Source organism: Mesobacterium pallidum, assembly GCF_019966535.1.
GTDB lineage: Bacteria > Pseudomonadota > Alphaproteobacteria > Rhodobacterales > Rhodobacteraceae > Mesobacterium > Mesobacterium pallidum.
In genome coordinates, this window is the sequence record NZ_JAIMID010000016.1 from 84328 (window position 1) to 108492 (window position 24165).

Genomic DNA, 24165 nt, shown 5'->3' on the forward strand with positions numbered 1-24165 from the left:
AAAAGGCACCCCGCAAGGGGTGCCCTGTTCGGACCGGGTCTGATCGCGGGATCAGATGTAGTAGTAGTCCGAAAAAACGTGCCGCGCGATGTCTTCGCGGGTCATGCCCTTCTTGGCGAGCTCATCGTCGCTCATCGCGTGCAGGCGCTGCATTTCCTTCAGCTTCGAATTCGCTTCGGCCATGCGGACCAGCGCGTTGCCGATCGCGGCGAAGAAGTTGTAGACGGCGGAGTGGTCTACGGCCTGGGTGGTGTGGGTTGCTGCATATGCCATGGTATCTAGCCTTTCGGTATCCTGTGTCCTCTAGGACCGTTTTCGGCCTCCCTTGACACCGAACTTAGGTCACAAAGGCTGACCGGACCAGATATCATTCTGCAATGCAGCATCCCGGTTTTTGCAAGGCTTTCAGCCTGTCATCTCGACCAGCGTGGCCGAAGGGTGCGGCAGTTCGGCCAGGCTGCGGGGCCGGACGCTGCGCGGCGGGGCGACCTTGGGGGTGATGGCCACGGGGCGGCTGCAGCTTTTGGCCCGTTCGGCCGAGACCGTTGCGCTGCCCGCGCCGGCGCGCATCGCCACCCCCATCAGCGCAGTGCCGGTGCGCACCTGGGTTTCCAGCAGGTAGCCGGAGAGGCGCATGAAGCAGGCGGTGGCCTGGAACGGATCGGTCATCATGGTAATGGAGTCCTCCTCTGTGCGTGCGCCGGGGCGCACCTCCTCCGACTTTAGTCTAGGGTCGGTTCGTGACAGGGGTGCCACAAAAAGTCTTAACGAAGTCTGAACGCCGCAAATTCCGCCAAGCGGAAACAGGATCGGGGCGCTTTGCCGCGATTTTGGGCAAGGCACCTCGCCAAATGCGGCAATAAATTTTTACCAGTTGATAAAAAAATCAGATCGTGGAACGCTGATTCTCAAGCAACGGGACTAGCGGAGACAGGCCATGACCGGAAAGCTCTACGTCGAAGGTGTCACCCAGGGGCGGCTGCCACCGGATCAACTCAGCGACAATTTCGGCGATCTGCACCCGCCGCTTGACGCGCACGAGGCGCTGGTGGCGGCGGATCGCTGCTACTTCTGCCATGACGCGCCCTGCATGACGGCCTGTCCGACCAGCATCGACATCCCGCTCTTCATCCGCCAGATCGCGACCGGGACGCCGGATGCGGCGGCGAAAACGATCCTGTCACAGAACATCCTGGGCGGCATGTGCGCGCGGGTCTGCCCGACCGAGACGCTGTGCGAAGAGGTCTGCGTGCGCGAGACGGCCGAGGGCAAGCCGGTCGAGATCGGCCGCCTGCAGCGCTATGCCACCGACGGGTTGATGGCGCGCAATGACCATCCGTTTGCGCGTGCGGCAGAGACCGGCAAGCGCATCGCCGTGGTCGGCGCCGGGCCTGCCGGCCTGTCCTGTGCACACCGGCTGGCGATGAAGGGGCATGCGGTCGACATCCTCGACCCGCGCCCCAAGCCCGGCGGGCTGAACGAATACGGAATCGCGGCCTACAAATCGACCGAGGATTTCGCCGCGCGCGAGGTCGACTGGCTGATGCAGATCGGCGGGATCACCTTCAAATCGGGCGAAAAGCTGGGCAAGACGGTGACGCTGGAGGCGCTGAAGTCCGACTACGACGCAGTGTTCCTCGGCATGGGCCTGGGCGGTGTCAACGCGCTGGGGCTGGACGGAGAGGACAAGGACGGCATCCTGCCGGCCGTGGATTTCATCGCCGATCTGCGCCAGGCCTCGGACCTGTCGCGCCTCGAGATCGGCCGCGATGTGGTGGTGATCGGCGGCGGCATGACGGCCATCGACGCGGCCGTGCAGGCCAAGCTGCTGGGTGCGCTGAACGTCACGCTGGTCTATCGCCGTGGCCAGGCCCGGATGAACGCCAGCCTGTTCGAGCAGGAGCTGGCCGCGTCCAAGGGCGTGCGGATCATCACCAACGCGACGCCGAAAGCCGTGCATGGCAACGGCGCGGTGCGCGAGATCGAGTTCGAATACACCGACGATGACCTGACCCCGACGGGTCAGACCTTTCGGCTGGCGGCCGACCAGGTGTTCAAGGCCATCGGTCAGACGCTGGTGGGCGAGGGGCTGCCCGAGCTCGACGGGCGCAAGATCAAGGTGGACGGCACCGGGCGCACCTCGGTTTCGGGCATCTGGGCCGGGGGCGATTGCGCCTCGGGCGGGGACGACCTGACGGTGACCGCCGTGGCCGAAGGCCGCGACGCGGCAGAAGACATCCACGCAACTCTGACAGGGGCGGCGGGCTGAGGCCCACCCGACGGGAGATTACGCACATGGCAGATCTGACAAGCGAATTCATCGGCATCAAGTCGCCCAACCCGTTCTGGCTGGCCTCGGCCCCGCCCACGGACAAGGAATACAACGTCCGCCGGGCCTTCGAGGCCGGTTGGGGCGGTGTCGTCTGGAAGACCCTGGGCGAGGCCGGCCCGCCCGTCGTCAACGTGAACGGCCCGCGCTACGGCGCGATCTGGGGTGCGGACCGGCGGCTGCTGGGGCTGAACAACATCGAGCTGATCACCGACCGCCCGCTCGAGGTGAACCTGCGCGAGATGAAGGCGGTCAAGCGCGACTATCCCGACCGGGCGCTGATCGCCTCGATCATGGTGCCCTGCGTGGAGGACGCCTGGAAGGCGATCCTGCCGCTGGTCGAAGAGACCGGCGCCGACGGGATCGAGCTGAACTGCGGCTGCCCGCATGGCATGTCCGAACGCGGCATGGGGGCTGCGGTGGGCCAGAACCCCGAGTTGATCGAGATGATCACCCGCTGGTGCAAGCAGACCACGCGCATGCCGGTGATCGTCAAGCTGACGCCGAACATCACAGATGTGCGCCTGCCGGCCGAAGCCGCCAAGCGCGGCGGCGCGGATGCGGTGTCGCTGATCAACACGATCAACTCGATCACCTCGGTCGACCTCGACGATTTCGCGCCCGAGCCGACGATCGACGGCAAGGGCAGCCACGGCGGCTATTGCGGCCCGGCGGTGAAACCCATCGCGCTGAACATGGTGGCCGAGATCGCCCGCAGCGCCGAGACGGCGGGCCTGCCGATTTCGGGCATCGGCGGCGTGACCACCTGGCGCGACGCGGCCGAGTTCATGGCGTTGGGCGCCGGCAACGTGCAGGTCTGCACGGCGGCCATGACCTATGGCTTCAAGGTGGTGCAGGAGATGATCTCGGGCCTGTCGGACTACATGGACTGCAAGGGCTTTACCTCGACCGAGGAACTGGTGGCCCGCGCGGTGCCGAACGTCAGCGACTGGCAGCACCTGAACCTGAACTACATCGCCAAGGCCAAGATCAACCAGGATCTCTGCATCTCTTGCGGGCGCTGCTTTGCGGCCTGCGAGGACACCAGCCACCAGGCCATCGCCATGAGCGAGGACCGCACCTTTACCGTCAAGGACGACGAATGCGTGGCCTGTAACCTCTGCGTCAACGTCTGCCCGGTCGAAGGCTGCATCGACATGGTCGCCATGATGCCCGGCACGACCGACCCGCGCACCGGCAAGGTGGTCGAGGCCGATTACGCCAACTGGACGACCCACCCGAACAACCCGATGGCTGCCGAAGCCGCCGAGTGAGCCGACGCCTGACCCCCAAGATTATTCGTCCGAATAATCTTGGGACCGCGCGCGGCGGCCGAAAAATCTTCGGACGAAGATTTTTCCGGGGCGGGCCCCTAGCACAGCATCCGCAGCTGGCCGGCGTTGCAGATGATCACGAACTGGTCGCCGCATTCGAGCAGGTGAAAGCCCCGGCCGCGGCATTCGGCGATCAGCCTCTCCCGCCCGATCTCCTTTTCGACCCATCGGACCGACCGGCGCACGATGCCGCGTTGCGGGCGGCGGCGCAGTCAAAGATCTGGCGGGCCCAGGCCGCGCTGGAATAAGGGGGACGGAACAGGGGCAGGTCAGGCTGCGTCATGGCCCGAAGCTGGGCCTATCGCAGTTAACAGGCGGTGAATCCGGTCAGACTTTCAGCAGCCGCGTGAACAGCGTCTCGAGATAGGCTTCGGCCGCGGGAAAGGCATCCTCGGTCGCCAGCACCGCCCGCACCTGGGTGTCGAAATCGGCGTAATGCTGGGTCAGCGACCAGATCGAGAAGATCAGGTGATAGGGGTCCGCGGGGGCCAGCCGGCCGTCGTTCATCCAGCCCTGGATGATCCGCGCCTGCTTGTCCACGAGCGTCTTCAGGTCGGTCTCGAGCACCCTCTGGATATGCGGCGCCCCCTGGATGATCTCGGTCGCGAACAACCGGCTTTCGCGCGGGAAATCCTGAGACAGCCGCAACTTGCGCCGCACGTAGGCCAGGATCTCCTCCATGGGCTCACCGCCGGCGTCGAGCTCTTTCAACGGGTCCAGCCAGGTCTCGAGCAGTTCCGACAGCAGCGCGGCATGGATCGCCTCCTTGCCGTCGAAATAGTAGATGAGGTTCGGTTTCGACAGACCGGCCGCCTTGGCGATCTGGTCCAGCGTCGTCCCCCGGAACCCGAACTGAGAGAACGTGTCCAGCGCCGCATCTAGGATCCGGCGGCGGTTGCGCAGCTGGATCCGGCTGGGTTTCTTGATCGGGCGCGGGTCCCCCATCGGCCCCTCCGTGTCGGTGATGCAAAAAGCGTCAAAATATGTGTCGCCAGCCTGCGGCCTCGGCCCCGGCCAAGTCAATCCTTGACAGATTCAGGGGGCGTTGCAATCGTGCCTTTGACCATTTGGTAAAATAATGGCCCGGGATGCACATTCTGCCGGCGGCAGGCACCGGGGCCGAGCGACTCGCGGGGAAGAACGCATGGCAGCTCCTGGTGAAAACCTTCGGATCAATGGCGACCGGCTGTGGGACAGCCTGATGGACATGGCCAAGATCGGCCCCGGCGTGGCGGGCGGCAACAACCGCCAGACCCTGACCGATGCCGATGGCGAGGGCCGCGCGCTGTTCCAGAAATGGTGCGAGGCCGCGGGCTGCACCATGGGCCTCGACCAGATGGGCAACATGTTCGCGCGGCGCGAGGGCACGGACCCCGACGCGCTGCCGGTCTACGTGGGCAGCCACCTCGACACCCAGCCCACGGGCGGGAAATACGACGGTGTTCTGGGCGTGCTCGGCGGGCTGGAAGTCATCCGCTCGCTCAACGATCTCGACATCAAGACCAAGCACCCGATCGTGGTTACCAACTGGACGAACGAGGAAGGCACCCGCTACGCCCCGGCCATGCTCGCCTCGGGCGTCTTCGCCGGCATCCACACGCAGGACTGGGCCTATGACCGCGTCGATGCCGAGGGGAAAAAGTTCGGCGCCGAGCTGGAGCGCATCGGCTGGAAGGGCGACGAAGAGGTCGGCGCGCGCAAGATGCATGCCTTCTTCGAACTGCATATCGAACAGGGTCCCATCCTCGAGGCCGAGGGCAAGGATATTGGTGTCGTCACCCACGGCCAGGGGCTGAGCTGGACGCAAATCACCATCACCGGCAAGGATGCCCACACCGGATCGACCCCCATGCCGATGCGCCGGAATGCCGGCCTTGGCATGGCGCGCATCCTCGAAAAGGTCGACGAAATCGCCTGGTCCCACAAGCCCCACGCCGTGGGCGCGGCGGGCCATATCGACGTCTACCCCAATTCGCGCAACGTGATCCCGGGCAAGGTCGTCTTTACCGTCGATTTCCGCAGCCCGGACCTGTCGGTCATCGAGGACATGGAAAAACGCCTCAAGGTCGAGGCGCAGAAGATCTGCGACGACATGGAACTGGGCGTGGAATTCGAAAAGGTCGGCGGCTTCGATCCGGTGGAATTCGACGCCACATGCGTCTCGGCCATCCGCAACGCGGCCGAGCGACTTGGCTATTCGCACCGCGACATCATCTCGGGCGCGGGCCACGATGCCTGCTGGATCAACCAGGTGGCCCCGACGGCCATGGTGATGTGCCCCTGCGTCGATGGGCTGTCGCACAACGAGGCGGAAGAGATCAGCAAGGACTGGGCCGCCGCTGGCGCCGACGTGCTGTTCCACGCGGTCCTGGAAACCGCCGAAATCGTGGAGTGATCCGGAAGGAAGGCGCAGCTTGAAGATCGTGGATGACGAGGTCATGTCGCAGCACATCACCCGCCTTGTCGAGGACGAGATCGCGGCCTGGGACACCACGGCCGCGCCGGATGCCGCGCACCTGGAGCACTTCCAGCAGCGCCGCGTGCGCAAGCCCCGGCCGATCACCGTGAACTTTTCCGGCGGCATCACCCAGACCTGCTGGTCGGTGACCCGCTCGGACGGGTCCTACCAGGTGGTCTACCTGCCGACTGCGGGGTATTTCTCGCTTTGCGTCGCCAGCGATTTCGGGCCGCTCGACATCGGCGTGCATGGCCCCGCGATCAAGTGCTTCGGGGCGGTTTGAGCCATGCGCGCGCCCAGTCGCCCCGATTTCCCTCACGCCAGCGGTTCCCATCCGGCCCTTGCCGGACGTAACCTTGCAGGGACAGCCAAGCGATTTCAGGGGAGTGATATGCGCAGAACGACATTTGCAGCGGCGGTGATCGCCATCACCGGCCTCGGCGCCTGCGACGAGGCCGCCCTGACGGGCATCGGCGCGGGCCCCTCATTGGGCGCGGCCAGTGGCAGCGCACCGGGCGACAGCGCTTTTTCGCGCGACGAAAAAGGCTGCCTCTACGAGGATATCGGCGGCGCCAAGGTGGCGATCGTCGATGCCTCGGGGCGGCAGAAATGCGACACGCTCAGCCTCTGAGCGTGCATTCACACGCCGCGCCTGCGGCAGCAACATGCAGACCTTGATAAGGGGGATGACGACATGAGCAAGGTGATCAAGGGCGGCACGGTCGTGACCGCAGACCGCCAGTGGAAGGCCGACGTGCTGATCGAAGGCGAACAGATCGCCGCCATCGGCGAGAACCTGACCGGCGACACGGTGATCGACGCCAGCGATGCCTACGTGATCCCCGGCGGCATCGACCCGCATACGCACCTGGAAATGCCTTTCATGGGCACCACGGCCGCCGAGACCTTCGAGACCGGCACCTGGGCCGCGGCCACGGGCGGCACCACCATGGTGGTCGATTTCTGCCTGCCGGGGGAGGACGGCAGCATCAAGAACGCGATTGCGGAATGGCACCGGAAATCGGCGCCGCAGATTTGTTCCGACATCGGCTACCACATGGCGATCACCGGCTGGAACGAGACCATCTTTACCGAGATGAAGGATGCGGTGGACGCGGGCGTGAACTCGTTCAAGCACTTCATGGCCTACAAAGGCGCGCTGATGGTCGAGGATGACGAGATGTTCGCGTCGTTCAGCCGGTGCCGCGAGCTCGGCGCCCTGCCCATGGTCCATGCCGAGAACGGCGACCTCGTGGACCTGATGCAGAAGAAATTCCTGGCCGAAGGCAAGACCGGCCCCGAATGGCACGCCCGCTCGCGTCCGCCCGAGTTCGAGGGCGAGGCCGCCAACCGCGCGATCACCATCGCCGACGCCGCCGGCACGCCCCTCTACATCGTCCACGTGTCCTGCGAGCAGGCCCACGAGGCCATCCGCCGCGCCCGCCAGAAGGGCATGCGCATCTACGGCGAGCCGCTGGCGCAATTCCTGACCCTGGACGACGACGAATACCTGTCGGAAGACTGGCTGCATTCGGCCCGCCGCGTCATGTCGCCCCCGTTCCGCGGCAAGGAGCATCAGGACGGCCTCTGGGCGGGCCTGCAGGCCGGGTCGCTGCAGGTGGTCGCCACCGACCACGCCGCGTTCAACTCGGACCAGAAAAAGATGGGCCTGAACGATTTCACCAAGATCCCCAACGGCACCAACGGGCTGGAAGAGCGCCTGGCCGTCCTCTGGACGCGTGGCGTCGAAACCGGCCGCCTGACACCCGAGGAATTCGTGGCCGTCACCTCGACCAACGTCGCCAAGATCCTGAACATGTACCCGCAGAAGGGCTCGCTCTCGGTTGGCGCCGATGCCGATATCGTGGTCTGGGACCCCAAGATCACCAAGACGATCTCGGCCTCGAACCACCATTCGATCCTTGATTACAACGTGTTCGAGGGGATGGAGGTCACGGCGCAGGCCCGCTACACCCTGTCGCGCGGCGATGTCATCTGGGCCTGGGGCCAGAACTCGCAACCCCAGCCGGGACGCGGGAAATTCGTGCCGCGCAAGCCCTTCGCCTCGGCCACCGTGGCGCTGTCGAAGTGGAAGGAGCTGAACTCTCCCCGTTCGGTCAAGCGCGACCCGATGAACATTCCGGCGGGGATTTGAATGCTTTTCGATTAGTTGAGGGGCTTGGTACGTGTTGGAAGCATGGATCTATCGTCTTCTATTTTTGGTCGCGCTGCTGATGCTCGCGATTGCAGCCGTATCGTCAGTGGATTGGCTTCAGCTCTGGTTGAATGAGAAGCAAGTGACCATGGTCACCTCACTGGTTTTGGTGACCTTTGGGTTTGCTCTAGGAGAGTTCAAGTACGTCAGGGATCGAACGGCGCACAACTCCCAAAAAAAGTTGGAGGTGGCGCCGCTTCTGGTCGAAGCCAGTATCGCGTTAGGGGTAGCCTCTGCTCTATCCCAAACGCGTGAAGAGCAAGAGATATGTTTGGACGATAAAAAGAAGCACGAAGCTCTTCTGGGTGATGCGCTAGGGAAACTGCATGAAATCAGGGCCGACCATGTTCGAGGTTTTCCGCGAGCGCATTTAGATCTGTCTGTTCTGGAAGGAAAACTGACCACTTTGAAAGCCAGCCTCAACGCGGGACTTACAAGGGATGAATACTCAGATGCACTCCTTGGATTGCAGTCAGACTTTCGCAGTCTTGATGAGGCAATAATGAGGCACCGATCGTGACCGAACCCGTCATCTCCGCCTCCGACCTGTCCCTGACCTTTCAGACGGGCGACGGCCCGGTGCATGCGCTCAAGGACGTGAGCCTCGACATCGCCAAGGGCGATTTCGTCAGCTTCATCGGCCCCTCGGGCTGCGGCAAGACCACCTTTTTGCGCTGCATGGCCGATCTCGAACACCCGACCGCCGGGACGATCACGGTCAACGGTGTGACGCCCGAGGCGGCGCGCAAGGCACGTGCCTATGGCTATGTCTTCCAGGCGGCGGGGCTTTATCCGTGGCGCACCATCGGCGGCAACATCCGCCTGCCGCTCGAGATCATGGGCTACGACAAGGCCGACCAGAGCGCCCGCGTGAAGCGGGTGCTCGAGCTGGTGGACTTGGCGGGGTTCGAAAAGAAATACCCCTGGCAGCTGTCGGGCGGGATGCAGCAACGCGCCTCGATCGCGCGGGCGCTGGCCTTCGACGCGGACATCCTGCTGATGGACGAACCCTTCGGCGCGCTGGACGAGATCGTGCGCGATCACCTGAACGAACAACTGCTGGCGCTCTGGGCCAAGACGGAAAAGACCATCGCTTTCGTCACCCATTCGATCCCCGAGGCGGTGTACCTGTCGACCAAGATCGTGGTCATGTCGCCACGCCCGGGCCGGATCACCGACGTGATCGACAGCCCCCTGCCGCGCGAGCGCCCGCTCGAGATCCGCGACACGCCGGAATTCCTCGAGATCGCCCACCGCGTCCGCGAGGGCCTCAAGGCAGGGCACAGCTATGATTGACGCGGCGCGCGGGATAATGGGCCGGGGAGCATCGGGCGCCCTCCGCCCCCCGGCACCATCCCGCATTACGTGTTGGGCTGCGGGCGCCCCTTTCACCTTTCGCGGTCATCGGCTTGCCAGCCTGTACCGCCGGGCCATGGAAGCACTTAATCCTTTCATCTTTCTTAAAATATGCATGACCCGATCTCGGCTCGCGTTGCCATTTGCATATTTGGAGAAAGATGAAATCCGGGGGGCCACGGCATGAAGCGCATCGTTCCCGTCCTTGTCGTCGTCGCCTGCATTTTCGCGCTGTGGTACGCAGGGTCGTTCCTGATGAACCGCGCCTGGGTCATGGACCAGGCGGCACGGGCGGGGACGGAGCCGGGGTTTTCCGAGGTGCTGCGGGATACGATGAACCAGGACCGGGCCAAGCTGCCCGCGCCGCACCAGGTGGCGGCGGAGCTGTATGACGGGATCTTAGACAAGAAGGTCACGTCCAAGCGCAGCCTCGTCTACCATGGTTTCATCACCTTCCAGGCGACCATGGCGGGCTTCGCGCTGGGGATCGTCGCGGGCGTGGCGCTGGCCGTGGCCATCGTGCTGAGCCGAGTGGCGGATCGGACGCTGATGCCCTGGGCGATCATCAGCCAGACCATCCCCGTGGTGGCGCTGGCGCCGATGATCGTGGTGCTGACAAATGCCATGGGGGCGGGCAGCCTGATGGTGCCAAAGGCGATCATCGCAGGCTACCTGTCGTTTTTTCCCGTGCTGGTCAGCATGGTCGCGGGGCTGCGCAGCCCGGACCGGATGCAGCTGGATCTTCTGCGCACCTATGGCGCCAGCCCGCGCCAAGTGTTCTGGAAGCTGCGGATGCCCGCCTCGCTGCCGTACTTCTTCGCCTCGCTCAAGATCGCCGTGGCCGCCAGCCTTGTCGGCGCCATCGTCGGAGAGCTTCCGACCGGCGCCATCGCCGGCCTTGGCGCGCGGATGCTGATCGGGTCGCAATTCGGCAACCCGATGATCATGTGGTCGGCGCTCTTTGCCGCCGCGATCCTGGCCGCCGGGCTGATCTGGATCGTCGGAGGCATTGAAAAGCTCGCCAACCGGATGATGGGAGGGCAGCGCGCATGACCGGGACCATGGCACGCATCGCCTGGCCGCTGGGCTTCGGCATCCTCGTCCTGATCCTGTGGGAGGCGGCCGTGCGCGGCTTTGACATCCCGCCCGCGATCCTGCCCGCCCCGACCGAGATCTGGGACGCGATCCAGCGCTCGACCCATATCCTGTGGATCGACTGGGTGCAGACCGTGGTCAAGGGCGCGCTGACCGGCCTGATCCTCGGCGCCATCGCCGGGGTGCTGGCGGCGCTGGCCATCGACCGGGTGGACTTCCTGCGGCGGGGCCTGCTGCCGGTGGCGAATTTCGTCGCCGCCCTGCCCATCGTCGGCGTGGCGCCGATCATGGTCATGTGGTTCGGCTTTGACTGGCAGTCCAAGGCGGCCGTGGTCGTGGTCATGGTGTTTTTCCCGATGCTGGTGAACACGCTGGCCGGGCTCGAGGCGACGGACCGGATGCAGCGCGACCTGATGCGCACCTACAGCGCCAGCCACGCACAAACCCTGGGCAAGTTGCGGCTGCCGGCCGCCATGCCGTTCATCTTCAACGGGCTGAAGATCGCCACCACCCTTGCGCTGATCGGCGCCATCGTGGCGGAATACTTCGGCTCTCCCACCAAGGGCATGGGATTTCGCATCTCGACTGAGGTGGGGCGGCTCGGGATCGACATGGTCTGGGCCGAGATCGCCGTTTCTGCCATCACGGGGACGGCTCTTTACGGTCTTGTCGCGCTGATCGAGCGCCGGGTGACCTTCTGGCACCCGTCGCAGCGGCGAGGCTGAACAACAACCATAAACGATCACGCAACATGGAGACTGAGACATGACCATCAAGAACCTGGCCGGGATGGCCTTTGCCGCGGGGCTGATCGCCTCGGGCGCGCAGGCGGCGGATGAACTGACGCTGCAGCTCAAGTGGGTCACGCAGGCCCAGTTCGGCGGCTATTACGTGGCGCTGGAAAAGGGCTTCTACGAGGAAGAGGACCTGGACGTCACGATCAAGCCGGGCGGCCCGGACATCGCGCCCACGCAGGTGATCGCGGGCGGCGGCGCCGACGTCATGGTCGACTGGATGCCCTCGGCCCTGGCCGCGCGCGAAAAGGGCCTGCCGCTGGTCAACATCGCCCAGCCGTTCAAGTCCTCGGGCATGATGCTGACCTGCCTCAAGGAAAGCGGCATCACCTCGCCCGAGGATTTCCCCGGCAACACCCTGGGCGTCTGGTTCTTCGGCAACGAATACCCCTTCCTGTCGTGGATGAGCCAGCTGGGCATCCCGACCGAGGGGGGCGCAGACGGTGTCGAAGTGCTCAAGCAGGGCTTCAACGTCGATCCGCTGCTGCAGAAGCAGGCGGCCTGCATCTCGACCATGACCTACAACGAGTATTGGCAGGTCATCGACGCCGGCATCTCCGAGGATGACCTGGTGACCTTCAAGTACGAAGACCAGGGCGTCGCGACGCTGGAAGACGGCCTTTACGTGCTGGAAGAGAAGCTGGCCGATCCGGCCGAGGTGGACAAGCTGGTCCGCTTTGTCCGCGCCTCGATGAAGGGCTGGAAATATGCCGAGGAGAACCCCGACGAGGCCGCCGAGATCGTGCTGGAATACGACGAGACCGGCGCCCAGACCGAAGAGCACCAGAAGCGCATGATGCGCGAGATCGCCAAGCTGACCGCCGGCTCGAACGGCGCGCTGGACATGGCCGATTATGAGCGCACGGTCGCGTCGCTGCTGTCGGGCGGCTCGGACCCGGTCATCACGATGGAGCCCGAGGGCGCCTACACGATGGAGATCACCGACGCCGCGTTGAACTGAACGCGCGCATCGGGCAGAAACGGCGGGCCGTCCCCTTGGGCGGCCCGTTTTTCGTGGGAGGGGACGCCATGACACTGGCGCGGATCGAGGATGCGGGCGATCGGTTGATCGTCTGGAACATGAACGCGGCGCGGCGCGGGGCCTTGTCGGTCGAGCTGTACGAGGTGATCACCGAAGCGTGCGCCAGGGCGGCCGCCGAGCCGCGGTTGCGGTCGGTGATCCTGGCCAGCGAGGGCGGGTATTTCTGCGCCGGCGGCGACATGAACACCTTGATCACCCGGCGCGCACTGACCGAGGCGGAGCGCATCGTCAAGATCGGCGAGCTGCAGGATGTGGCCCGCGCGATCCGCGCCTGCCCGGTGCCGGTGATCGCCGCGGTGCAGGGTGGCGCAGCCGGGGCCGGGCTGTCCCTCGCGCTGGCCTGCGACCTGATCGTGGCCGAGGCGGGCGCCTCTTTCGTCGCGGCCTATGTGCGGATCGGGTTGGTGCCCGATGGCGGCATGACCGCCTTTGCCGCCCAGGCCCTGCCGCGCCAGCTGGTAACCGAGATGTGCCTGCTGGGCCGTCCGGTCGGGGTGGATCGCATGGCCGCACTGGGCGTGGTGAGCGTGGTGGCGGCGGAAGGCGCTGCGCTGGCCGAGGCGCAGGCGCTGGCCGATGCCTTCGCCAAGGGGCCGCGCGACAGCCGGGCGGCGATAAAGGCGCTGATCGGGTCGGCTTACGGCGACGAACACGACCAGCTGGAGGCCGAGCGGGCCGCCATGGCCCGGGCGCAGGGCGGGGACGAGGCGGGCGAGGGGATCCAGGCCTTCCTCGACAAGCGCAAGCCGTCGTTTCCCTGACCGTACCCTGATCCACCGGTCGCGCTGGCGCGCGGCAGGTCGCACGTGGCCCCTCCTCCTGTCCTCCTCCCCCGGGGAGGAGGAACTCTTTGGCCGGCCGACCCCGAAACACTAGCGGGGGGTGCGCAGCCAGCCGTCCTCATAGGTGACCTTGCTGACCCCGGCGAGGCGGGTCATGCGGTCGAGTTCCGACTCGAGTTTGTTCTGGCGCCCCTTGCCCCAGCGGATGCCGCGTTCGGGCCAAAGGGCGGTGACATGCAGCCGGTCGGCGTCGCGTTCGGCATTCACGTCGATGCGGCCGATGATGCGGTCGCCTTCGAGCATCGGGTAGACGTAGTAGCCATAGACGCGCTGCGGCTCGGGCACGAAGATCTCGATCCGGTAGTGGAAGCCGAAGAGCCGTTCGGCCCGTTTGCGGTCGCGCAGGGCCGGATCGAAGGGGCTGAGGATGCGCATCCGGCTGGTGGGCTCGGGCGGCGTGAGCTCTGGCAGGTCGGGGCGGGCGATGCTGCGGCGCAGCTTTCCGTCCTGCTGTTGGATGTCCACCTCCATGAGCTGGCCGCTGGCGAGGTTGGTGGCGACCCAGGTCTTCGCCTCGGCGGGCGTGACCTTGTCCCAGAAGGCGGCGAGTTCCCCGCTGGTGGCAAAGCCCAGGCGGTCGAGCGCGGCGTTGCAGGCCCAGTCGATGGTCTCTTCGGGGGGCGGCGCCAGGCTGCGCTGCGGCGCGGGGATGACCCGGTCGGTCAGGTCGTAGACCTTGCGGAACCCCTCGCGCCGGGTCACCGACAGCGCGCCGGTGCGCCACAGGAATTCCAGCGCGGCCTTCGACGGGTGCCAGTCCCACCAGCCGCCCTTGCTGCGCGGCTCGTCCTCGCCCACCTCGGCGGAGGACACCGGGCCGTGCTCGCGGATGCGCTCGATCAACCCGGCGCAGGCGCCCTGGAAAGTGTCGCCCTGCCAGCGGGTCCATTTCTCGGGCAGGTCCACCGCGTCGCGGGCAAAGCGCAACTGCCAATGCGGGAAGAAGGCGGTGGGGATCAGGCTGGCATCATGCGTCCAGTGCTCAAAGAGCTTGCGGTCGCGTTCCAGCAGTGGGGCCAGATGCTTGGGCCGGTAGGCCGGGCGGCGGGCGAAGAGGATCATGTCATGCGCCCGGGCGACCCGGTTGATGCTGTCGATCTGGACGAAGCCCAGCCGTTCGATCAATTGGTAAAGATCGTCGCCGCGACCGGGGCCGCTGGGCGTTTCCGACAGGGCATGACGGTCAAGGAAAAGCCGTCGCGCGGCGGCAGTGTCGATCAGTGGCCGCGCCATGGCTCAGCGCTTGAGCGTGTCGCCATAGGCGATGGTGGGCGTCAGTTCGACGATGTTCTGGACATCCTCGGTGTCGCCGGCCACGCGCGACGCGATGATGCGCGCAGCGGTTTCGCCGATTTCGACGCGGCAGGCATCCATCGAGGCAAGTTTGCGCGGCAACCCGTCCAGCAGCTCTACCCCGTTGAAGCCGGCAAGGCCGATCTGGCCGGGCACGTCATAGCCCTTGTCGAGCAGGTAGAGAAGCCCGCCGGCGCCGATCATGTCGTTGGAATAATAGATGAAATCGAGTTCCGGGTGACGTTCCAGCATGACCTTGGTCAGTTCGCGCCCCTTGGCGAGCGCGGAGCCGCCGGAATAGAACTCCTGGTCCACGATCTCGACCCCGCCCTTGGCGAGCGCCTCGGTGAAGCCTTCGAACCGCTTGCGGGCGCGGTAGTCGAGCGGCATCTTGGTGCCGATGAACCCGATCTGCCGGTAGCCGGCCTTGAGGATCGCGCGCGCCATCTCGCGGCCCGCGCGGCGGTGCGAGACGCCGACCATGGCGTCGACCGGCGTGCCATCCACATCCATGATCTCGACCACCGGGATGCCGGCGGCCCGCAGCATGGCGCGCGAGGCCTCGGAATGTTCGAGCCCGGCGATGATCACGCCCGAGGGGCGCCAGGACAGCATCTCGTACAGCACCCGCTCTTCCTTGTCGGGCAGGTAGTCGGTGACGCCGACCACGGGCTGCAGGTCGGTCTGTTCCAGCACGGCGCTGATGCCCGACATGACCTCGGGAAAGACCATGTTGCGCAGGCTGGGGATGATCACGGCCACGAGGTTCACGCGGGACGAGGCCAGCGCCCCGGCGATCTTGTTCGGGACATAGCCGAGGCGCTTTGCGGCCTGCAGGACCCGTTCGCGGGTGGCGGCGCTGACGTCGCCGCGATTGCGCAGCACGCGGCTGACGGTCATTTCGGAAACGCCCGATGCCTCGGATACGTCGCGGAGCGTCAGGGGGCGCTTGTCGTCATTTGCCACGTCTGTCGAATTCCTCGAAACCTTGTGGGATGACGGTAACTTGAAACCATCCGTGGGTGCAAGCGATCCGCTCAGGCGGCGGTGCCCTGGCGGGCGTCTGTCTTGAAGACGCCGGCGGTGCGGCGCAGGTTCGCCGCGTCCTCGGTCAGGGCCGACCCGGCCTCGGCCAGTTCGCTGGTGTGCTGGGCATTGGCCTGGGTCATGTGGTCGAGCGTGTCGACCGAGGTGCTGATGGTCTGCAGGGTCGTGGCCTGGTCACGGGCCGAGACCGCGATGCCGGAAACGGTCTGGCCGACCTTTTCGATATCCTCTGTGATGCGGCCGTAGATCACACCGACCTTCTCGAAAAGCTCGGCCCCGCGCGCCACGTTCTGCGCGGATCCGTCCAGCTGCTTGCGAATCTGCTGCGCGGCTTCCGTGCTGCGTTCGGCGAGCGACCGCACCTCGGTCGCGACCACGGCGAAGCCGCGGCCCACGGCGCCGGCGCGCGCCGCCTCGACCCCGGCGTTCAGCGCCAGCAGGTTGGTCTGGAAGGCCAGCGAATTGATCACCTCGACGATCGACCCGACCTGGCGCGCGCTTTCCGAGATCTGCTCCATCGCGGTCTGGGCATCCTTCATGACCTTGCGGCTTTCGCGGGCATCCTCCTGCGAGCGTTCCATGTCGCGCCGCGCGGTTTCCGCCTGGCCTGCCGTGCTGTCGACCGAGGCGCTGAGCTCGGTGATCGCGGCGGCGCTTTCCTCGAGCTCGGCGGCCTGGCGAGTGGCGCGCTGCGACAGGTTCTCGGCCGCCTCGTCGATCGAGGCGGCGCGGCCGTCGATCGCCGCCGCGCATTCGATCAGCTGGTGGAAGGCGTCCTGCACCCGCTCCAGCGCCTCGTTCAGCCCGATGCGCAGCACTTCGTAGTCGGGCGGAAAGGCCCTGTGGATGCGCACCGTCAGGTCGCCGTCGCGCAGCCGGGCGATGGCCCCCTCCAGCGCCGAAACGACGCCGGCCTGCGCCTCGCGTTCGGCTTGGCGCTGCTGCGCCTCGGCATCGGCCGTCTGCAGCTTTCCGCGCATCCGGTCCATGTCGCGGGCCATGTCGCCAAATTCGTCGGCGCGGTGTTGCAGCGGCACGGGCGTGGCCAAGTCGCCACCGGCAATCCCGGTCACGCTGTCGTTCAGCCTGTGCAGGGCCGCGACGATGGTCCGGCTGAGCCATCCGGCAAGGGCGACGACCAGCACCAGCGCCACCGCCCCGATCAGGAGCATCCGCTGGCCAAGGGCCGTGACGGGCTCCATCGCCTCATGCAGCTCGCGCTGGGCGCGCAGCACCCAGGTGATGCCATGCCGTTCGAAAGGTTGCAGGCTGACGATGTAGTCGCGGCCGTTTTCCATCCGGCGGGTGGTGACCGGTACTTCGACCCCGGTCATGGCATCGATCTCGTCATCGGTCAGTTCGATCGGGTCGAGGGTCCGGAACTCGCCGTCAAAGCGCGATCCGTTGCGAGTACGCCCGTCCGGGCCGATCAGCACGGTCTGCCCGCTTTCGCCCAGTCCGACGTCGTTCCCCATGATCCGTTGCAGCGCATCGGGCGGCACCTGCACGGCAAGGATGCCGATGGGCGCGCCGTTCGGTCCGGCAATCGGCGTGGCAAAGAAGCCGGCCGGCAGGTCGGCCGAGGGTGCATATTCCGAGAAATCCTCGTAGACCACGGTGCCGGGGTCCACTGCCATCGCCTTGTCGAACACAAAGCCAAGCCCGGAATAGGTCAGTTCCCCCTCGACCAGATTCTCGGTGAAATCGCTTTCCTTGTAGACGGTGTACATGACCGTCCCGTCGAGACCGATCAGGAAGATGTCATAGTAGTCCTGGCCGTAAAGCACCTGCCGGAAGTAGTCGTGGAACCGGGCATGCATCCGATCGTAGGCCGTTCCGGTTTCGGCGGCGTCCAGCTGTTCCCGTTCGCCCGGCGGGTAGGGGTTGTCGGTCACGTAGCCGGTGCGCAGGGCCGCGATGGATTCGGCGCCCATGAACATCCAGGAGCTTTGCAGGTTGTTCATCGCCTCGCGCGTCGTCGGCGAATAGGCGAGTTCGGCCACGTGGCGTTCGACCCCTTCGAACCAGGCGGTCAATTCGCCTGTGCGCCCGTCCAGCGCGGTTTCGAAGTTCTGTTCTACCCCCGACAGCAGCATCCCGCGTGCGACCGTGAACGAAACCACTCCGATGCCCAGCCCCACGCACAGCGCGAGCCCCGCGATCATCGCCGGCAGCTTGTGCGCCAGGCGCAGGCCGCGCAGTCGATCCGTGGCCCGCGGGGGCTTGGGGGTCTTGCCATGTGTCATACCGGGCCCTCGGCTGGTCCTGATGAGTCCAGCGGTACAGGACGAATGCTAATGCGCACTTAAGCGCCGCGCATTGCCGGGCCGGCGCGGCAAAATCGGGCTGACACCTCCGGCCGATGCGGTTAAAGGAAGGGTGTGGCCCCGTGGCTCAACTGGATAGAGCAGCCCCCTCCTAAGGGGCAGGTTGCAGGTTCGAATCCTGCCGGGGTCGCCATGTCGTGTCATTCACGGAAATTTCCCCTTCTTTCCAGTTGTTTGCGGAAGTGTGTCCCGTTTTCGGGTGGGTGTGTCCCATTTCAGGAAGCCCTCACCAACAGTTTGACCATGCGCTCGCGGTCAGCCGCGCGGGTGTATCTCTCGACTTCCGACAGGCTCATGTGACCAGCCATCGCGGCGATCTGATGCGTCGAGGCTTCCTTCTCCGCCCAGTAGATGCAGAACGCTTTGCGCAGCCCGTGAAGGCGCGCATTCATCCCGGCTTCGGTCGCCGCATCGCGGAACGCATTGCCAAGGCTTTCAGGGGCGAAGGGCTTGCCGCGTGTCGTCAGGATAAAGGCCGGGGCAATGTCCGGTGTCCGGTCTATCACTTCGACCAGTTCGGGCGTCAGCGGAACGCGTGCCGTCACGCCGCTTTTCTGCCGCTCGTAGACGAGAACGTCGCCCTTGATGTTCTTTCGGCTCAGCTTGGAAAGGTCCGTGCGCGCCGCGCCCGTGTAGAGCGCAAGGTCGAACACAAGCCGCTCAATGGTGCCGACCGGCCAGCGCTTTTGAAACGCGGCAATGTCTTCTGCATCGGCAACCGGAAACCCCTTCAGCTTGGGTCTATCCAGCTCGATTCCTGCCATGGGGTTCTTCGCGATGAAGCCAAGGCGGCGCAGATGCTCGAACACGGGCTTGAGCGCTTTGTATTCGTTGACGGCGCTGTGTCCTCCCTTTGCGTAGAGGGCGCGCTCAATGGCTTCTCCCGTAATGGTCTTGATAGGTCGCGCGCCCTGGGCCTTGCGGTAACGCGCGAAGATCGCCTCCCGGCTTTTCTTCGTGCCTGGTGCGTATTCCTTCCACGACGCATTGCCGGAGGTATACAGATCCAATGCCCAGGCGAAGGTTCCTGCGTCTGGTGTTTCGGTACCCGGCGGCATGTCCTGCCAGCGGGCGTGTTCGGCTGCCCACGCTGCCAGCACCTTGGGATCGGTCGGGTGCAGGCCGTGGACGCCAAGGGACCGCTCTACAGTGCCCCGGCGATAGGTGTGAAACCACCTGCCCCGGCGCCTCTTCGAGCGTAGATACGGCAGCTTCTTCATGCGCTATCTCCCGAGAATGGCTTGTTTGACCATTCGTCAATCGCGGCACGGTCTGACGGATACTCGAAGGTGACGCCCTCCGGCCCAACGCCCTTGATGCGCGCGCCCGGACACAGATCCTTGGCGGCCTCAAAGGCTTCCTTGATCTGGCGGGGCGTGGGCATGGAAGGGGCAGTTGGGCGAGCCATGTCACATGCTCCGGCCAAGCTTGTTGGTCACCGTGTCCATGTCGAAGGCGAACGGTTTCCCCGGCGCGGTTTCCAGTCCGATGCGGCGGACGTAGGCCCAGAAGGCCGGTGTCGCGTTGCGGTAGCCCAGATCCCGTGCGAGGTCGTCTGCGGTGACAAGTCGGAACATGGCGGGTCCTTCCTCAGGCCGTGCCGTTAAGCCGGACGCGGGCCGTCGCGTCGCCATCGGCGGCGGCTTCGGTCGTCGCGCCGATCAGCGTGTTGCCCGAGGCGGTCCCGGTGACGTTGGCGTTGGACGTGCTCCAGTAGACTTTCTGGCCCTTCGTAAGGGCACCGGCCGCCTTGGGCAGGTCGAAGACACCCACGATGCGCGCCTCGAAGTCGGCACCGGATTCGGCATTCGTCAGGGCGACACCGAACAAGGCCCCCTGAAAGACACCTTGGCCCGAGGTGATCGTAGCAGCGGCGGTGAAGGTGAGCGTGTCACCGGATTGGACGAAGTTCTTCATGTCAGATTCCTTTCGAAGCGGAGAAGGCGATTGTGGCGGGCCGTGCCGCCTGGCTTGCGGCAAGGCGCCGGTCCAGGTCGGCAATGGCGGCTGCCATTTCGGCGTCGGAACGGTATTCGACGCTCATGCCCTCGATTTCGGTTTTTCGGATGCCGCGCGCCCTGGCCTTCACCAAGGCATCGCGCAGCGTCTGTAGCTCTTCGGATGGGACGGCCATCAGGCGCCCTCGTTCTTGTACCAGCCGCGGTAGTCGGTCCAGCCGCAGCCGAAGTCGAGCCGCACCTTCATCTGGACGCCATCCACCTCGAAGCCCTGACGGGTTTCGATTTGCGGGCCGGGCGAACCTTCGAGGTAGGCATATTCCAGGCCGTCGATGGTCGCGGGGTTCGCGGCGACGTACCAGGCACCGCCGTCCGAAAGGCGGGGTTCCACGGCCAGCTTCAAGTTGCCGAAGGGGTTCACGTCCTCGGTCTTCGTCGCGTTGATCTGGGTCAGCAGTTGTTCGGCCACGGTTTCCAGCTCGGGCGGGACGACAAGTGCGAAGGGCGAGGCGTCGATGGGTTCGCCGCCAAGGCCCGTCTGGCGGCGCATGGCAAGGCGGGCGGCGTTCAGCGTCGAGATGCTGAGCGCCCCGCCGCTGGTGGCGAGGTTGCCGTGATCGGCGTGGAAGACGGCGGTGCCGTCGCTCATGGTCGGGTTCGCCACCAACTTGGCCACCAGTTGTGCCGCCTCGAAGGCGCGGGCCGCGTTGCCCAGCTTGGCCGGGATCTGGGTGAAGGCCCCCAGGTCGTCGTTCACCAGCGCCTGGCGGGAAATGCTGAAGATCCGGCCGAATGTCTCGACGCTGTAGGTCTCGGCCGATTCCTCGATAGTGCCGGACTTGAATTCGCCGCCTTCGTTCACCTTCAGCAGCTCGGGGCCTTCGCCGAATTGCAGGGCGCGCTTGGCGCGGAAGTCGCGGGCGGTGGTCTGGCGGGCCATCATCCGCACCCCGGACGGTGCGGCGGTGTAGGCCCGGCGCAGCTCGCGTCCCACGGTGTCGCCCAGGATCAGCGGAAAGTCGGACGTGGTGTGCAGCGCGCGGGTGATCACGGTATCGGCGCTGAGGCCGGTGATAGAGCTACCGGAGCGGCGCAGGCAGTCGCGGGCCAGGTCGACCGTGGACATGGCGGCGTAGGGCCGGGCGGCTTCGCTCAGCTCGTGGCCGGGGTGCGACCGTGCCCAGAGCGCTTCGCCCGCGCGGGTCGCGATGGCGGTCGGGTCGGTGTGATCTGTCAGGACCGTGGCGCGGGTGGTGCGCGTCGCGGTGCTGGCGCTGCGGTGCTGCATCGCCTCGAAGGCCGCGTGGCGGGCTTCGTCCGGGGTCGCCTCGGCGTCGATCTGTTCATCGGCCCAGGCGCGGGTCAGCCCGGCGGTCTCGGCGATGGTGCGGATTTCGGCGTTGCTTTGCGCGCGGGTGGTGAGGTTTTCCTCTGAACCATCATCGCGAAGTCTGACCTCGACATATCCATCCCTTTGGATAAGTTCGACGCGCTCTCTGATAGCGTCCAATTTGTCTTCCATGCTCGATTCTCCGTTACGGAAGTGTGCGCCCGGATCAGCCGGGACAGGGACAACGGACACCTCGATGGGCATCCACCGTTTGGCGGTGCGGATGCGGAGCTTGCCGTCCCGCGTTTCCGCCCACTCGGCCACCTGGTAGCCGATGGACAGGCCGCGAAGGGTGCCGTCGCCAATGTCCGACAGCACGGATTCGGCGGCGGTGTTGCTGCGGAATTTCATGCGCACCCAGATCCCTTCGGGCCGCATCTCGGCCGCCTCAATCACTCCGAGCTGGTCGCGGGTCGAGGCGCTGCGGTGCGCGTCCAGGACCGGCGCGCCGATGAGGCGGGACAGGTCGGCACCGGCCAGGTCCAGGCGTTCGATGAAACCGGCGCGGGGCGTGTCGGCCCCGGTCGACACGATGGCTTCGACCGTGCGGGCCGTGCGGTCCACCGTGGTCGGGCTGGGGGTCAGGTTGCGGACGTGGATGGTCATTCGGCAGCGTCCTTCGTGTCGCGCCCGGCATCGCGGGCCAGTTCGTCGTTGAGGTCGTCAATGTCTCGGCCGCGCCCGGCCACGACTTCCTCGCGGCTTTTCAGGCCCGCCTCGATCGCGCGGGCGTCGGCTTCGACTTCGTTCTTCGGGTCCACCCATTGCCAGCCGGGCGGGACGAAGCGGACGGCTTGGAAGTCGTTGCCGCCCTCGATCTCGCCCGCCAGCGCGCGCAGCTCGATCCAGCGCCGCCAGAGCGGGCGTAGAAGTTGGCCCTCGATCAGGTGGCGTTGCAGCATTTCGGCGCGGCGGCGGAAGTCCAGCAGGCCCACACGGGCGGAGCTGTAATTGGTCTGGGTCAGGTCGCCGGTCAGTGCCTCGAAGGTCAGCCCGACACCGGCGGCAATCTCGCGATCCTGCGCGCGCAGGAAGTCCACCGCTTGCGCCAGCCCCTGGCCGGGGTTGGAAAAGGTCACGTCCGCGCCGGGCGGCAGGATGCGCATGGCGCCGGGTTCCAGTGATACGTTCAAGGCAGAACCGTTCAATTCGCCGTCGAAGCCCCCAAGGGAGGCGTCATGGTCACGGATGAAGCCGGTCATCATGCTGGCGACCTTGGTCTGCATCAGCAGCGCGTCGGAGGCGTCGTCGCGGTCGCGCAGTTTCAACAGGACCGGGGCCAGCCACGACAGGCCGCGCACCTGGCCGGGAAAGAGCGGGTCGAAGATGTGCAGCACGTCGCGGGCCGGGATGCGGACGGCGGCGCTGTAGGTGGTGAAGGGGGTGCCGGGGGCCTCGGGCAGGATGTGATAGGCGGTCACTTCGTCGTCGGCGTCGAATTCGACACCGGCCACGATGCGGCCCCCGTCGCCCAGGTCGCGGTGAATTGTGGCGTCCACCTGTTCGGCGGGCAATTGTTTCAACCGGATCTCGCCCGCGCGGGTGATCTGGATGCGCAGGAAGGCTTCGCCGTCGCGCACCAAGGCGCGGATAACCGTGGGCAGCAACGGCGACACCAGCGCCTCGAATGCGGTGTTCAGGTCGCGGGCGGTCGCCTGGTCAGGATGCTTTGAGCGAACCTGCCACCCCCCGCCTGCCAGCGCAGAGACATAGGTCTCGATGATGCGATTGCCATAAGGGGTGTTGATGTAGGCGGCAGAGGCTCGGAGCTGGGCTGTACCTCGGGCGGCCAGCGTGGACACCTGCGGCGCGGCAAGGGTCGAAGCGCCTTCCCAGCGGCGGCCCCCTCCTGCGGCCTCGATGCCGGAGCGCTTGCGGAAGGGCGCGGCGATGCGGGTGAAGATGCCGAAGGGGAAGCTCATGTGTCAGGGTCCAAAGGAAGGGGGATTACCGAGCTGTAATTTTGCGGCGCTGAGAGTGAGCGCGAACCCTCCCAGCGCCGCCCGCCGCCTGCGGCTTCGATGCCCGAGCGGCGGAAAAAGCGCGACACCTGGCTGGGGAATGCGCGCTTTATGCGGTTGCGAACGGTCATGCCGTCCAAGTCACAGTCATGCCGAGCTTTTGGGCTTCGCGTTCGACTTCTCGCGCGGCGTTGGAGATGTTCACCATGACGACCCGTGCCAGTTTGACCGGTTCGCCGAGTGCGTCGTCATCCATGCCGGGCTCCAATTGATCAGCGATCTCGCGAAGCGTGCCCGAGAGGTGCCAATATCCGCCGATCTCGCTGTCGAAGGCCGCTTGCGCCCCCCAGATTTCGACCGTGGGGTCTGCAATCCGGTCGAATGTGCTGAGAAGTACGTTGCCTGCGGCGAAGCCTGCGTTCTCGCTGGAAAGACCGCCATTCATCATCAGGTCGTCCACCAACCGAAGATACAAAGCGTCCTGCCAAGCGTACTTGCGGCTCTTGGCTGTCGCAGCCTCGACGGTTTCGGGAAGCCCTTGCTTGTAGTCTTCCCAGAGGCGCAGGTGGCCGCGCCGCTTGAGAGACATGAAGCGCGCCTCTTTCATCCCGCCAACGATCAAGAATTCAGTTCTGGTCAACATTGAGCATTCCTGTGTCAAGTTGACAGAATATTGCGCGCACCGCGATCCTGTGTCAACCTGAAATATGATGGCATTAATCGT

General features: G+C 65.6%; 28 protein-coding genes and 1 tRNA gene. 14 read left to right on the plus strand and 15 right to left on the minus strand.

Going from position 1 to position 24165, the window contains the following annotated elements; genetic code table 11:
• Nucleotides 1–51: 51 nt before the first annotated feature.
• Together MF270_RS20240 and MF270_RS20245 are read right to left on the minus strand one after the other, a co-directional pair.
• On the minus strand, nt 52–273 hold the full coding sequence (locus MF270_RS20240; protein WP_238367602.1) for a DUF1127 domain-containing protein: 222 nt from the start codon (nt 271–273) through the stop codon (nt 52–54).
• Nucleotides 274–405: 132 nt separating this feature from the next.
• Nucleotides 406–669: a hypothetical protein gene (locus MF270_RS20245; protein ID WP_238367603.1), complete on the minus strand. Its 264-nt coding sequence runs from the start codon at nt 667–669 to the stop codon at nt 406–408.
• 268 nt (nt 670–937) lie between these two features.
• Here MF270_RS20245 and MF270_RS20250 point away from each other — a divergent pair, with 268 nt between their 5' ends.
• The 3 genes from MF270_RS20250 to MF270_RS20260 are packed head-to-tail and all read left to right on the plus strand — an operon-like array spanning nt 938 to nt 3911.
• Nucleotides 938–2269, plus strand: coding sequence for an NAD(P)-dependent oxidoreductase (locus tag MF270_RS20250; protein WP_238367604.1), 1332 nt, complete (start codon nt 938–940; stop codon nt 2267–2269).
• Nucleotides 2270–2295: 26 nt separating this feature from the next.
• The gene (gene preA / locus MF270_RS20255) at nt 2296–3603 is read left to right on the plus strand and encodes an NAD-dependent dihydropyrimidine dehydrogenase subunit PreA (protein ID WP_238367605.1); all 1308 of its coding nucleotides are present in this window, start codon (nt 2296–2298) and stop codon (nt 3601–3603) included.
• Nucleotides 3600–3911 carry a hypothetical protein gene (locus tag MF270_RS20260; RefSeq protein WP_238367606.1) on the plus strand — a complete coding sequence of 104 codons (312 nt, stop codon included), beginning with the start codon at nt 3600–3602 and terminating at the stop codon, nt 3909–3911. Before preA ends, MF270_RS20260 begins: the two co-directional genes overlap by 4 nt.
• Nucleotides 3912–3990: 79 nt before the next feature.
• Here MF270_RS20260 and MF270_RS20265 read toward each other — a convergent pair whose 3' ends face one another.
• Nucleotides 3991–4608, minus strand: a complete 618-nt coding sequence (locus MF270_RS20265; RefSeq protein WP_238367607.1) for a TetR family transcriptional regulator C-terminal domain-containing protein — start codon at nt 4606–4608, stop codon at nt 3991–3993.
• 199 nt (nt 4609–4807) lie between these two features.
• On the opposite strand from MF270_RS20265, the gene MF270_RS20270 reads away from it, so the two are divergent.
• From MF270_RS20270 to MF270_RS20315, 10 genes are all read left to right on the plus strand, one after another.
• Nucleotides 4808–6058, plus strand: coding sequence for a Zn-dependent hydrolase (locus MF270_RS20270; RefSeq protein WP_238367608.1), 1251 nt, complete (start codon nt 4808–4810; stop codon nt 6056–6058).
• A gap of 19 nt (nt 6059–6077) precedes the next feature.
• The gene (locus MF270_RS20275) at nt 6078–6404 is read left to right on the plus strand and encodes a hypothetical protein (protein ID WP_238367609.1); all 327 of its coding nucleotides are present in this window, start codon (nt 6078–6080) and stop codon (nt 6402–6404) included.
• Nucleotides 6405–6512: 108 nt separating this feature from the next.
• Complete coding sequence (locus MF270_RS20280) at nt 6513–6752, plus strand: hypothetical protein (protein WP_238367610.1); 240 nt, start codon at nt 6513–6515, stop codon at nt 6750–6752.
• Nucleotides 6753–6815: 63 nt separating this feature from the next.
• On the plus strand, nt 6816–8276 hold the full coding sequence (gene hydA, locus MF270_RS20285) for a dihydropyrimidinase (protein ID WP_238367611.1): 1461 nt from the start codon (nt 6816–6818) through the stop codon (nt 8274–8276).
• A 31-nt stretch (nt 8277–8307) separates the two neighbouring features.
• Nucleotides 8308–8856 (plus strand): hypothetical protein, encoded by a 549-nt coding sequence (locus tag MF270_RS20290; RefSeq protein ID WP_238367612.1) that lies wholly within the window; start codon nt 8308–8310, stop codon nt 8854–8856.
• Nucleotides 8850–9632: an ABC transporter ATP-binding protein gene (locus tag MF270_RS20295; RefSeq protein WP_238367667.1), complete on the plus strand. Its 783-nt coding sequence runs from the start codon at nt 8850–8852 to the stop codon at nt 9630–9632. Before MF270_RS20290 ends, MF270_RS20295 begins: the two co-directional genes overlap by 7 nt.
• 243 nt (nt 9633–9875) lie before the next feature.
• Nucleotides 9876–10745 (plus strand): ABC transporter permease, encoded by an 870-nt coding sequence (locus MF270_RS20300; protein ID WP_238367613.1) that lies wholly within the window; start codon nt 9876–9878, stop codon nt 10743–10745.
• Nucleotides 10742–11512 (plus strand): ABC transporter permease, encoded by a 771-nt coding sequence (locus MF270_RS20305; RefSeq protein ID WP_238367614.1) that lies wholly within the window; start codon nt 10742–10744, stop codon nt 11510–11512. Before MF270_RS20300 ends, MF270_RS20305 begins: the two co-directional genes overlap by 4 nt.
• Before the next feature lie 40 nt (nt 11513–11552).
• A complete protein-coding gene (locus tag MF270_RS20310) occupies nt 11553–12542 on the plus strand; it encodes an ABC transporter substrate-binding protein (RefSeq protein WP_418887891.1) in 990 nt (329 codons plus the stop codon).
• A 68-nt stretch (nt 12543–12610) separates the two neighbouring features.
• Entirely contained in the window at nt 12611–13384 is a 774-nt protein-coding gene (locus MF270_RS20315) for an oxepin-CoA hydrolase, alternative type (protein WP_238367615.1), read from the plus strand.
• A 111-nt stretch (nt 13385–13495) separates the two neighbouring features.
• On the opposite strand, the gene MF270_RS20320 is transcribed toward MF270_RS20315, so the two are convergent.
• The 3 genes from MF270_RS20320 to MF270_RS20330 all read right to left on the minus strand — a co-directional run bounded on the left by MF270_RS20320 (nt 13496) and on the right by MF270_RS20330 (nt 18051).
• Entirely contained in the window at nt 13496–14698 is a 1203-nt protein-coding gene (locus MF270_RS20320) for a winged helix-turn-helix domain-containing protein (protein ID WP_238367616.1), read from the minus strand.
• Between the two features lie 3 nt (nt 14699–14701).
• Nucleotides 14702–15724 carry a LacI family DNA-binding transcriptional regulator gene (locus MF270_RS20325; protein WP_238367617.1) on the minus strand — a complete coding sequence of 341 codons (1023 nt, stop codon included), beginning with the start codon at nt 15722–15724 and terminating at the stop codon, nt 14702–14704.
• Between the two features lie 71 nt (nt 15725–15795).
• Nucleotides 15796–18051, minus strand: a complete 2256-nt coding sequence (locus MF270_RS20330) for a methyl-accepting chemotaxis protein (protein WP_238367618.1) — start codon at nt 18049–18051, stop codon at nt 15796–15798.
• Nucleotides 18052–18188: 137 nt separating this feature from the next.
• Here MF270_RS20330 and MF270_RS20335 point away from each other — a divergent pair.
• Nucleotides 18189–18265, plus strand: a tRNA-Arg gene (locus MF270_RS20335).
• Between the two features lie 82 nt (nt 18266–18347).
• On the opposite strand, the gene MF270_RS20340 is transcribed toward MF270_RS20335, so the two are convergent.
• The 9 genes from MF270_RS20340 to MF270_RS20380 are packed head-to-tail and all read right to left on the minus strand — an operon-like array spanning nt 18348 to nt 24084.
• Nucleotides 18348–19352, minus strand: a complete 1005-nt coding sequence (locus MF270_RS20340) for a tyrosine-type recombinase/integrase (protein WP_238367619.1) — start codon at nt 19350–19352, stop codon at nt 18348–18350.
• Nucleotides 19349–19516: a hypothetical protein gene (locus MF270_RS20345; protein ID WP_238367620.1), complete on the minus strand. Its 168-nt coding sequence runs from the start codon at nt 19514–19516 to the stop codon at nt 19349–19351. The genes MF270_RS20340 and MF270_RS20345 overlap by 4 nt, the downstream gene beginning before the upstream one ends.
• A 25-nt stretch (nt 19517–19541) precedes the next feature.
• Nucleotides 19542–19709 carry a hypothetical protein gene (locus MF270_RS20350; protein WP_238367621.1) on the minus strand — a complete coding sequence of 56 codons (168 nt, stop codon included), beginning with the start codon at nt 19707–19709 and terminating at the stop codon, nt 19542–19544.
• A gap of 13 nt (nt 19710–19722) precedes the next feature.
• On the minus strand, nt 19723–20049 hold the full coding sequence (locus MF270_RS20355; RefSeq protein ID WP_238367622.1) for a DUF2190 family protein: 327 nt from the start codon (nt 20047–20049) through the stop codon (nt 19723–19725).
• Between the two features lies 1 nt (nt 20050).
• Entirely contained in the window at nt 20051–20266 is a 216-nt protein-coding gene (locus MF270_RS20360; protein ID WP_238367623.1) for a phage head-tail joining protein, read from the minus strand.
• Complete coding sequence (locus MF270_RS20365) at nt 20266–22086, minus strand: prohead protease/major capsid protein fusion protein (protein ID WP_238367624.1); 1821 nt, start codon at nt 22084–22086, stop codon at nt 20266–20268. The genes MF270_RS20360 and MF270_RS20365 overlap by 1 nt, the downstream gene beginning before the upstream one ends.
• Nucleotides 22083–23402 (minus strand): phage portal protein, encoded by a 1320-nt coding sequence (locus MF270_RS20370; protein WP_238367625.1) that lies wholly within the window; start codon nt 23400–23402, stop codon nt 22083–22085. Before MF270_RS20370 ends, MF270_RS20365 begins: the two co-directional genes overlap by 4 nt.
• A complete protein-coding gene (locus MF270_RS20375) occupies nt 23399–23572 on the minus strand; it encodes a hypothetical protein (protein ID WP_238367626.1) in 174 nt (57 codons plus the stop codon). Before MF270_RS20375 ends, MF270_RS20370 begins: the two co-directional genes overlap by 4 nt.
• The gene (locus tag MF270_RS20380) at nt 23569–24084 is read right to left on the minus strand and encodes a hypothetical protein (protein WP_238367627.1); all 516 of its coding nucleotides are present in this window, start codon (nt 24082–24084) and stop codon (nt 23569–23571) included. The genes MF270_RS20375 and MF270_RS20380 overlap by 4 nt, the downstream gene beginning before the upstream one ends.
• Nucleotides 24085–24165 lie beyond the last annotated feature (81 nt).

What these genes read in the sequence shown, in the direction of transcription:
- MF270_RS20240 (WP_238367602.1), bottom strand. Translation starts at nt 273, where the DNA reads ATGGCATATGCAGCAACCCACACCACCCAGGCCGTAGACCACTCCGCC.
- MF270_RS20245 (WP_238367603.1), bottom strand. Translation starts at nt 669, where the DNA reads ATGACCGATCCGTTCCAGGCCACCGCCTGCTTCATGCGCCTCTCCGGC.
- MF270_RS20250 (WP_238367604.1), top strand. Translation starts at nt 938, where the DNA reads ATGACCGGAAAGCTCTACGTCGAAGGTGTCACCCAGGGGCGGCTGCCA.
- preA (WP_238367605.1), top strand. Translation starts at nt 2,296, where the DNA reads ATGGCAGATCTGACAAGCGAATTCATCGGCATCAAGTCGCCCAACCCG.
- MF270_RS20265 (WP_238367607.1), bottom strand. Translation starts at nt 4,608, where the DNA reads ATGGGGGACCCGCGCCCGATCAAGAAACCCAGCCGGATCCAGCTGCGC.
- MF270_RS20270 (WP_238367608.1), top strand. Translation starts at nt 4,808, where the DNA reads ATGGCAGCTCCTGGTGAAAACCTTCGGATCAATGGCGACCGGCTGTGG.
- MF270_RS20280 (WP_238367610.1), top strand. Translation starts at nt 6,513, where the DNA reads ATGCGCAGAACGACATTTGCAGCGGCGGTGATCGCCATCACCGGCCTC.
- hydA (WP_238367611.1), top strand. Translation starts at nt 6,816, where the DNA reads ATGAGCAAGGTGATCAAGGGCGGCACGGTCGTGACCGCAGACCGCCAG.
- MF270_RS20300 (WP_238367613.1), top strand. Translation starts at nt 9,876, where the DNA reads ATGAAGCGCATCGTTCCCGTCCTTGTCGTCGTCGCCTGCATTTTCGCG.
- MF270_RS20305 (WP_238367614.1), top strand. Translation starts at nt 10,742, where the DNA reads ATGACCGGGACCATGGCACGCATCGCCTGGCCGCTGGGCTTCGGCATC.
- MF270_RS20310 (WP_418887891.1), top strand. Translation starts at nt 11,553, where the DNA reads ATGACCATCAAGAACCTGGCCGGGATGGCCTTTGCCGCGGGGCTGATC.
- MF270_RS20315 (WP_238367615.1), top strand. Translation starts at nt 12,611, where the DNA reads ATGACACTGGCGCGGATCGAGGATGCGGGCGATCGGTTGATCGTCTGG.
- MF270_RS20320 (WP_238367616.1), bottom strand. Translation starts at nt 14,698, where the DNA reads ATGGCGCGGCCACTGATCGACACTGCCGCCGCGCGACGGCTTTTCCTT.
- MF270_RS20330 (WP_238367618.1), bottom strand. Translation starts at nt 18,051, where the DNA reads ATGACACATGGCAAGACCCCCAAGCCCCCGCGGGCCACGGATCGACTG.
- MF270_RS20340 (WP_238367619.1), bottom strand. Translation starts at nt 19,352, where the DNA reads ATGAAGAAGCTGCCGTATCTACGCTCGAAGAGGCGCCGGGGCAGGTGG.
- MF270_RS20345 (WP_238367620.1), bottom strand. Translation starts at nt 19,516, where the DNA reads ATGCCCACGCCCCGCCAGATCAAGGAAGCCTTTGAGGCCGCCAAGGAT.
- MF270_RS20350 (WP_238367621.1), bottom strand. Translation starts at nt 19,709, where the DNA reads ATGTTCCGACTTGTCACCGCAGACGACCTCGCACGGGATCTGGGCTAC.
- MF270_RS20355 (WP_238367622.1), bottom strand. Translation starts at nt 20,049, where the DNA reads ATGAAGAACTTCGTCCAATCCGGTGACACGCTCACCTTCACCGCCGCT.
- MF270_RS20360 (WP_238367623.1), bottom strand. Translation starts at nt 20,266, where the DNA reads ATGGCCGTCCCATCCGAAGAGCTACAGACGCTGCGCGATGCCTTGGTG.
- MF270_RS20365 (WP_238367624.1), bottom strand. Translation starts at nt 22,086, where the DNA reads ATGACCATCCACGTCCGCAACCTGACCCCCAGCCCGACCACGGTGGAC.
- MF270_RS20370 (WP_238367625.1), bottom strand. Translation starts at nt 23,402, where the DNA reads ATGAGCTTCCCCTTCGGCATCTTCACCCGCATCGCCGCGCCCTTCCGC.
- MF270_RS20375 (WP_238367626.1), bottom strand. Translation starts at nt 23,572, where the DNA reads ATGACCGTTCGCAACCGCATAAAGCGCGCATTCCCCAGCCAGGTGTCG.
- MF270_RS20380 (WP_238367627.1), bottom strand. Translation starts at nt 24,084, where the DNA reads ATGTTGACCAGAACTGAATTCTTGATCGTTGGCGGGATGAAAGAGGCG.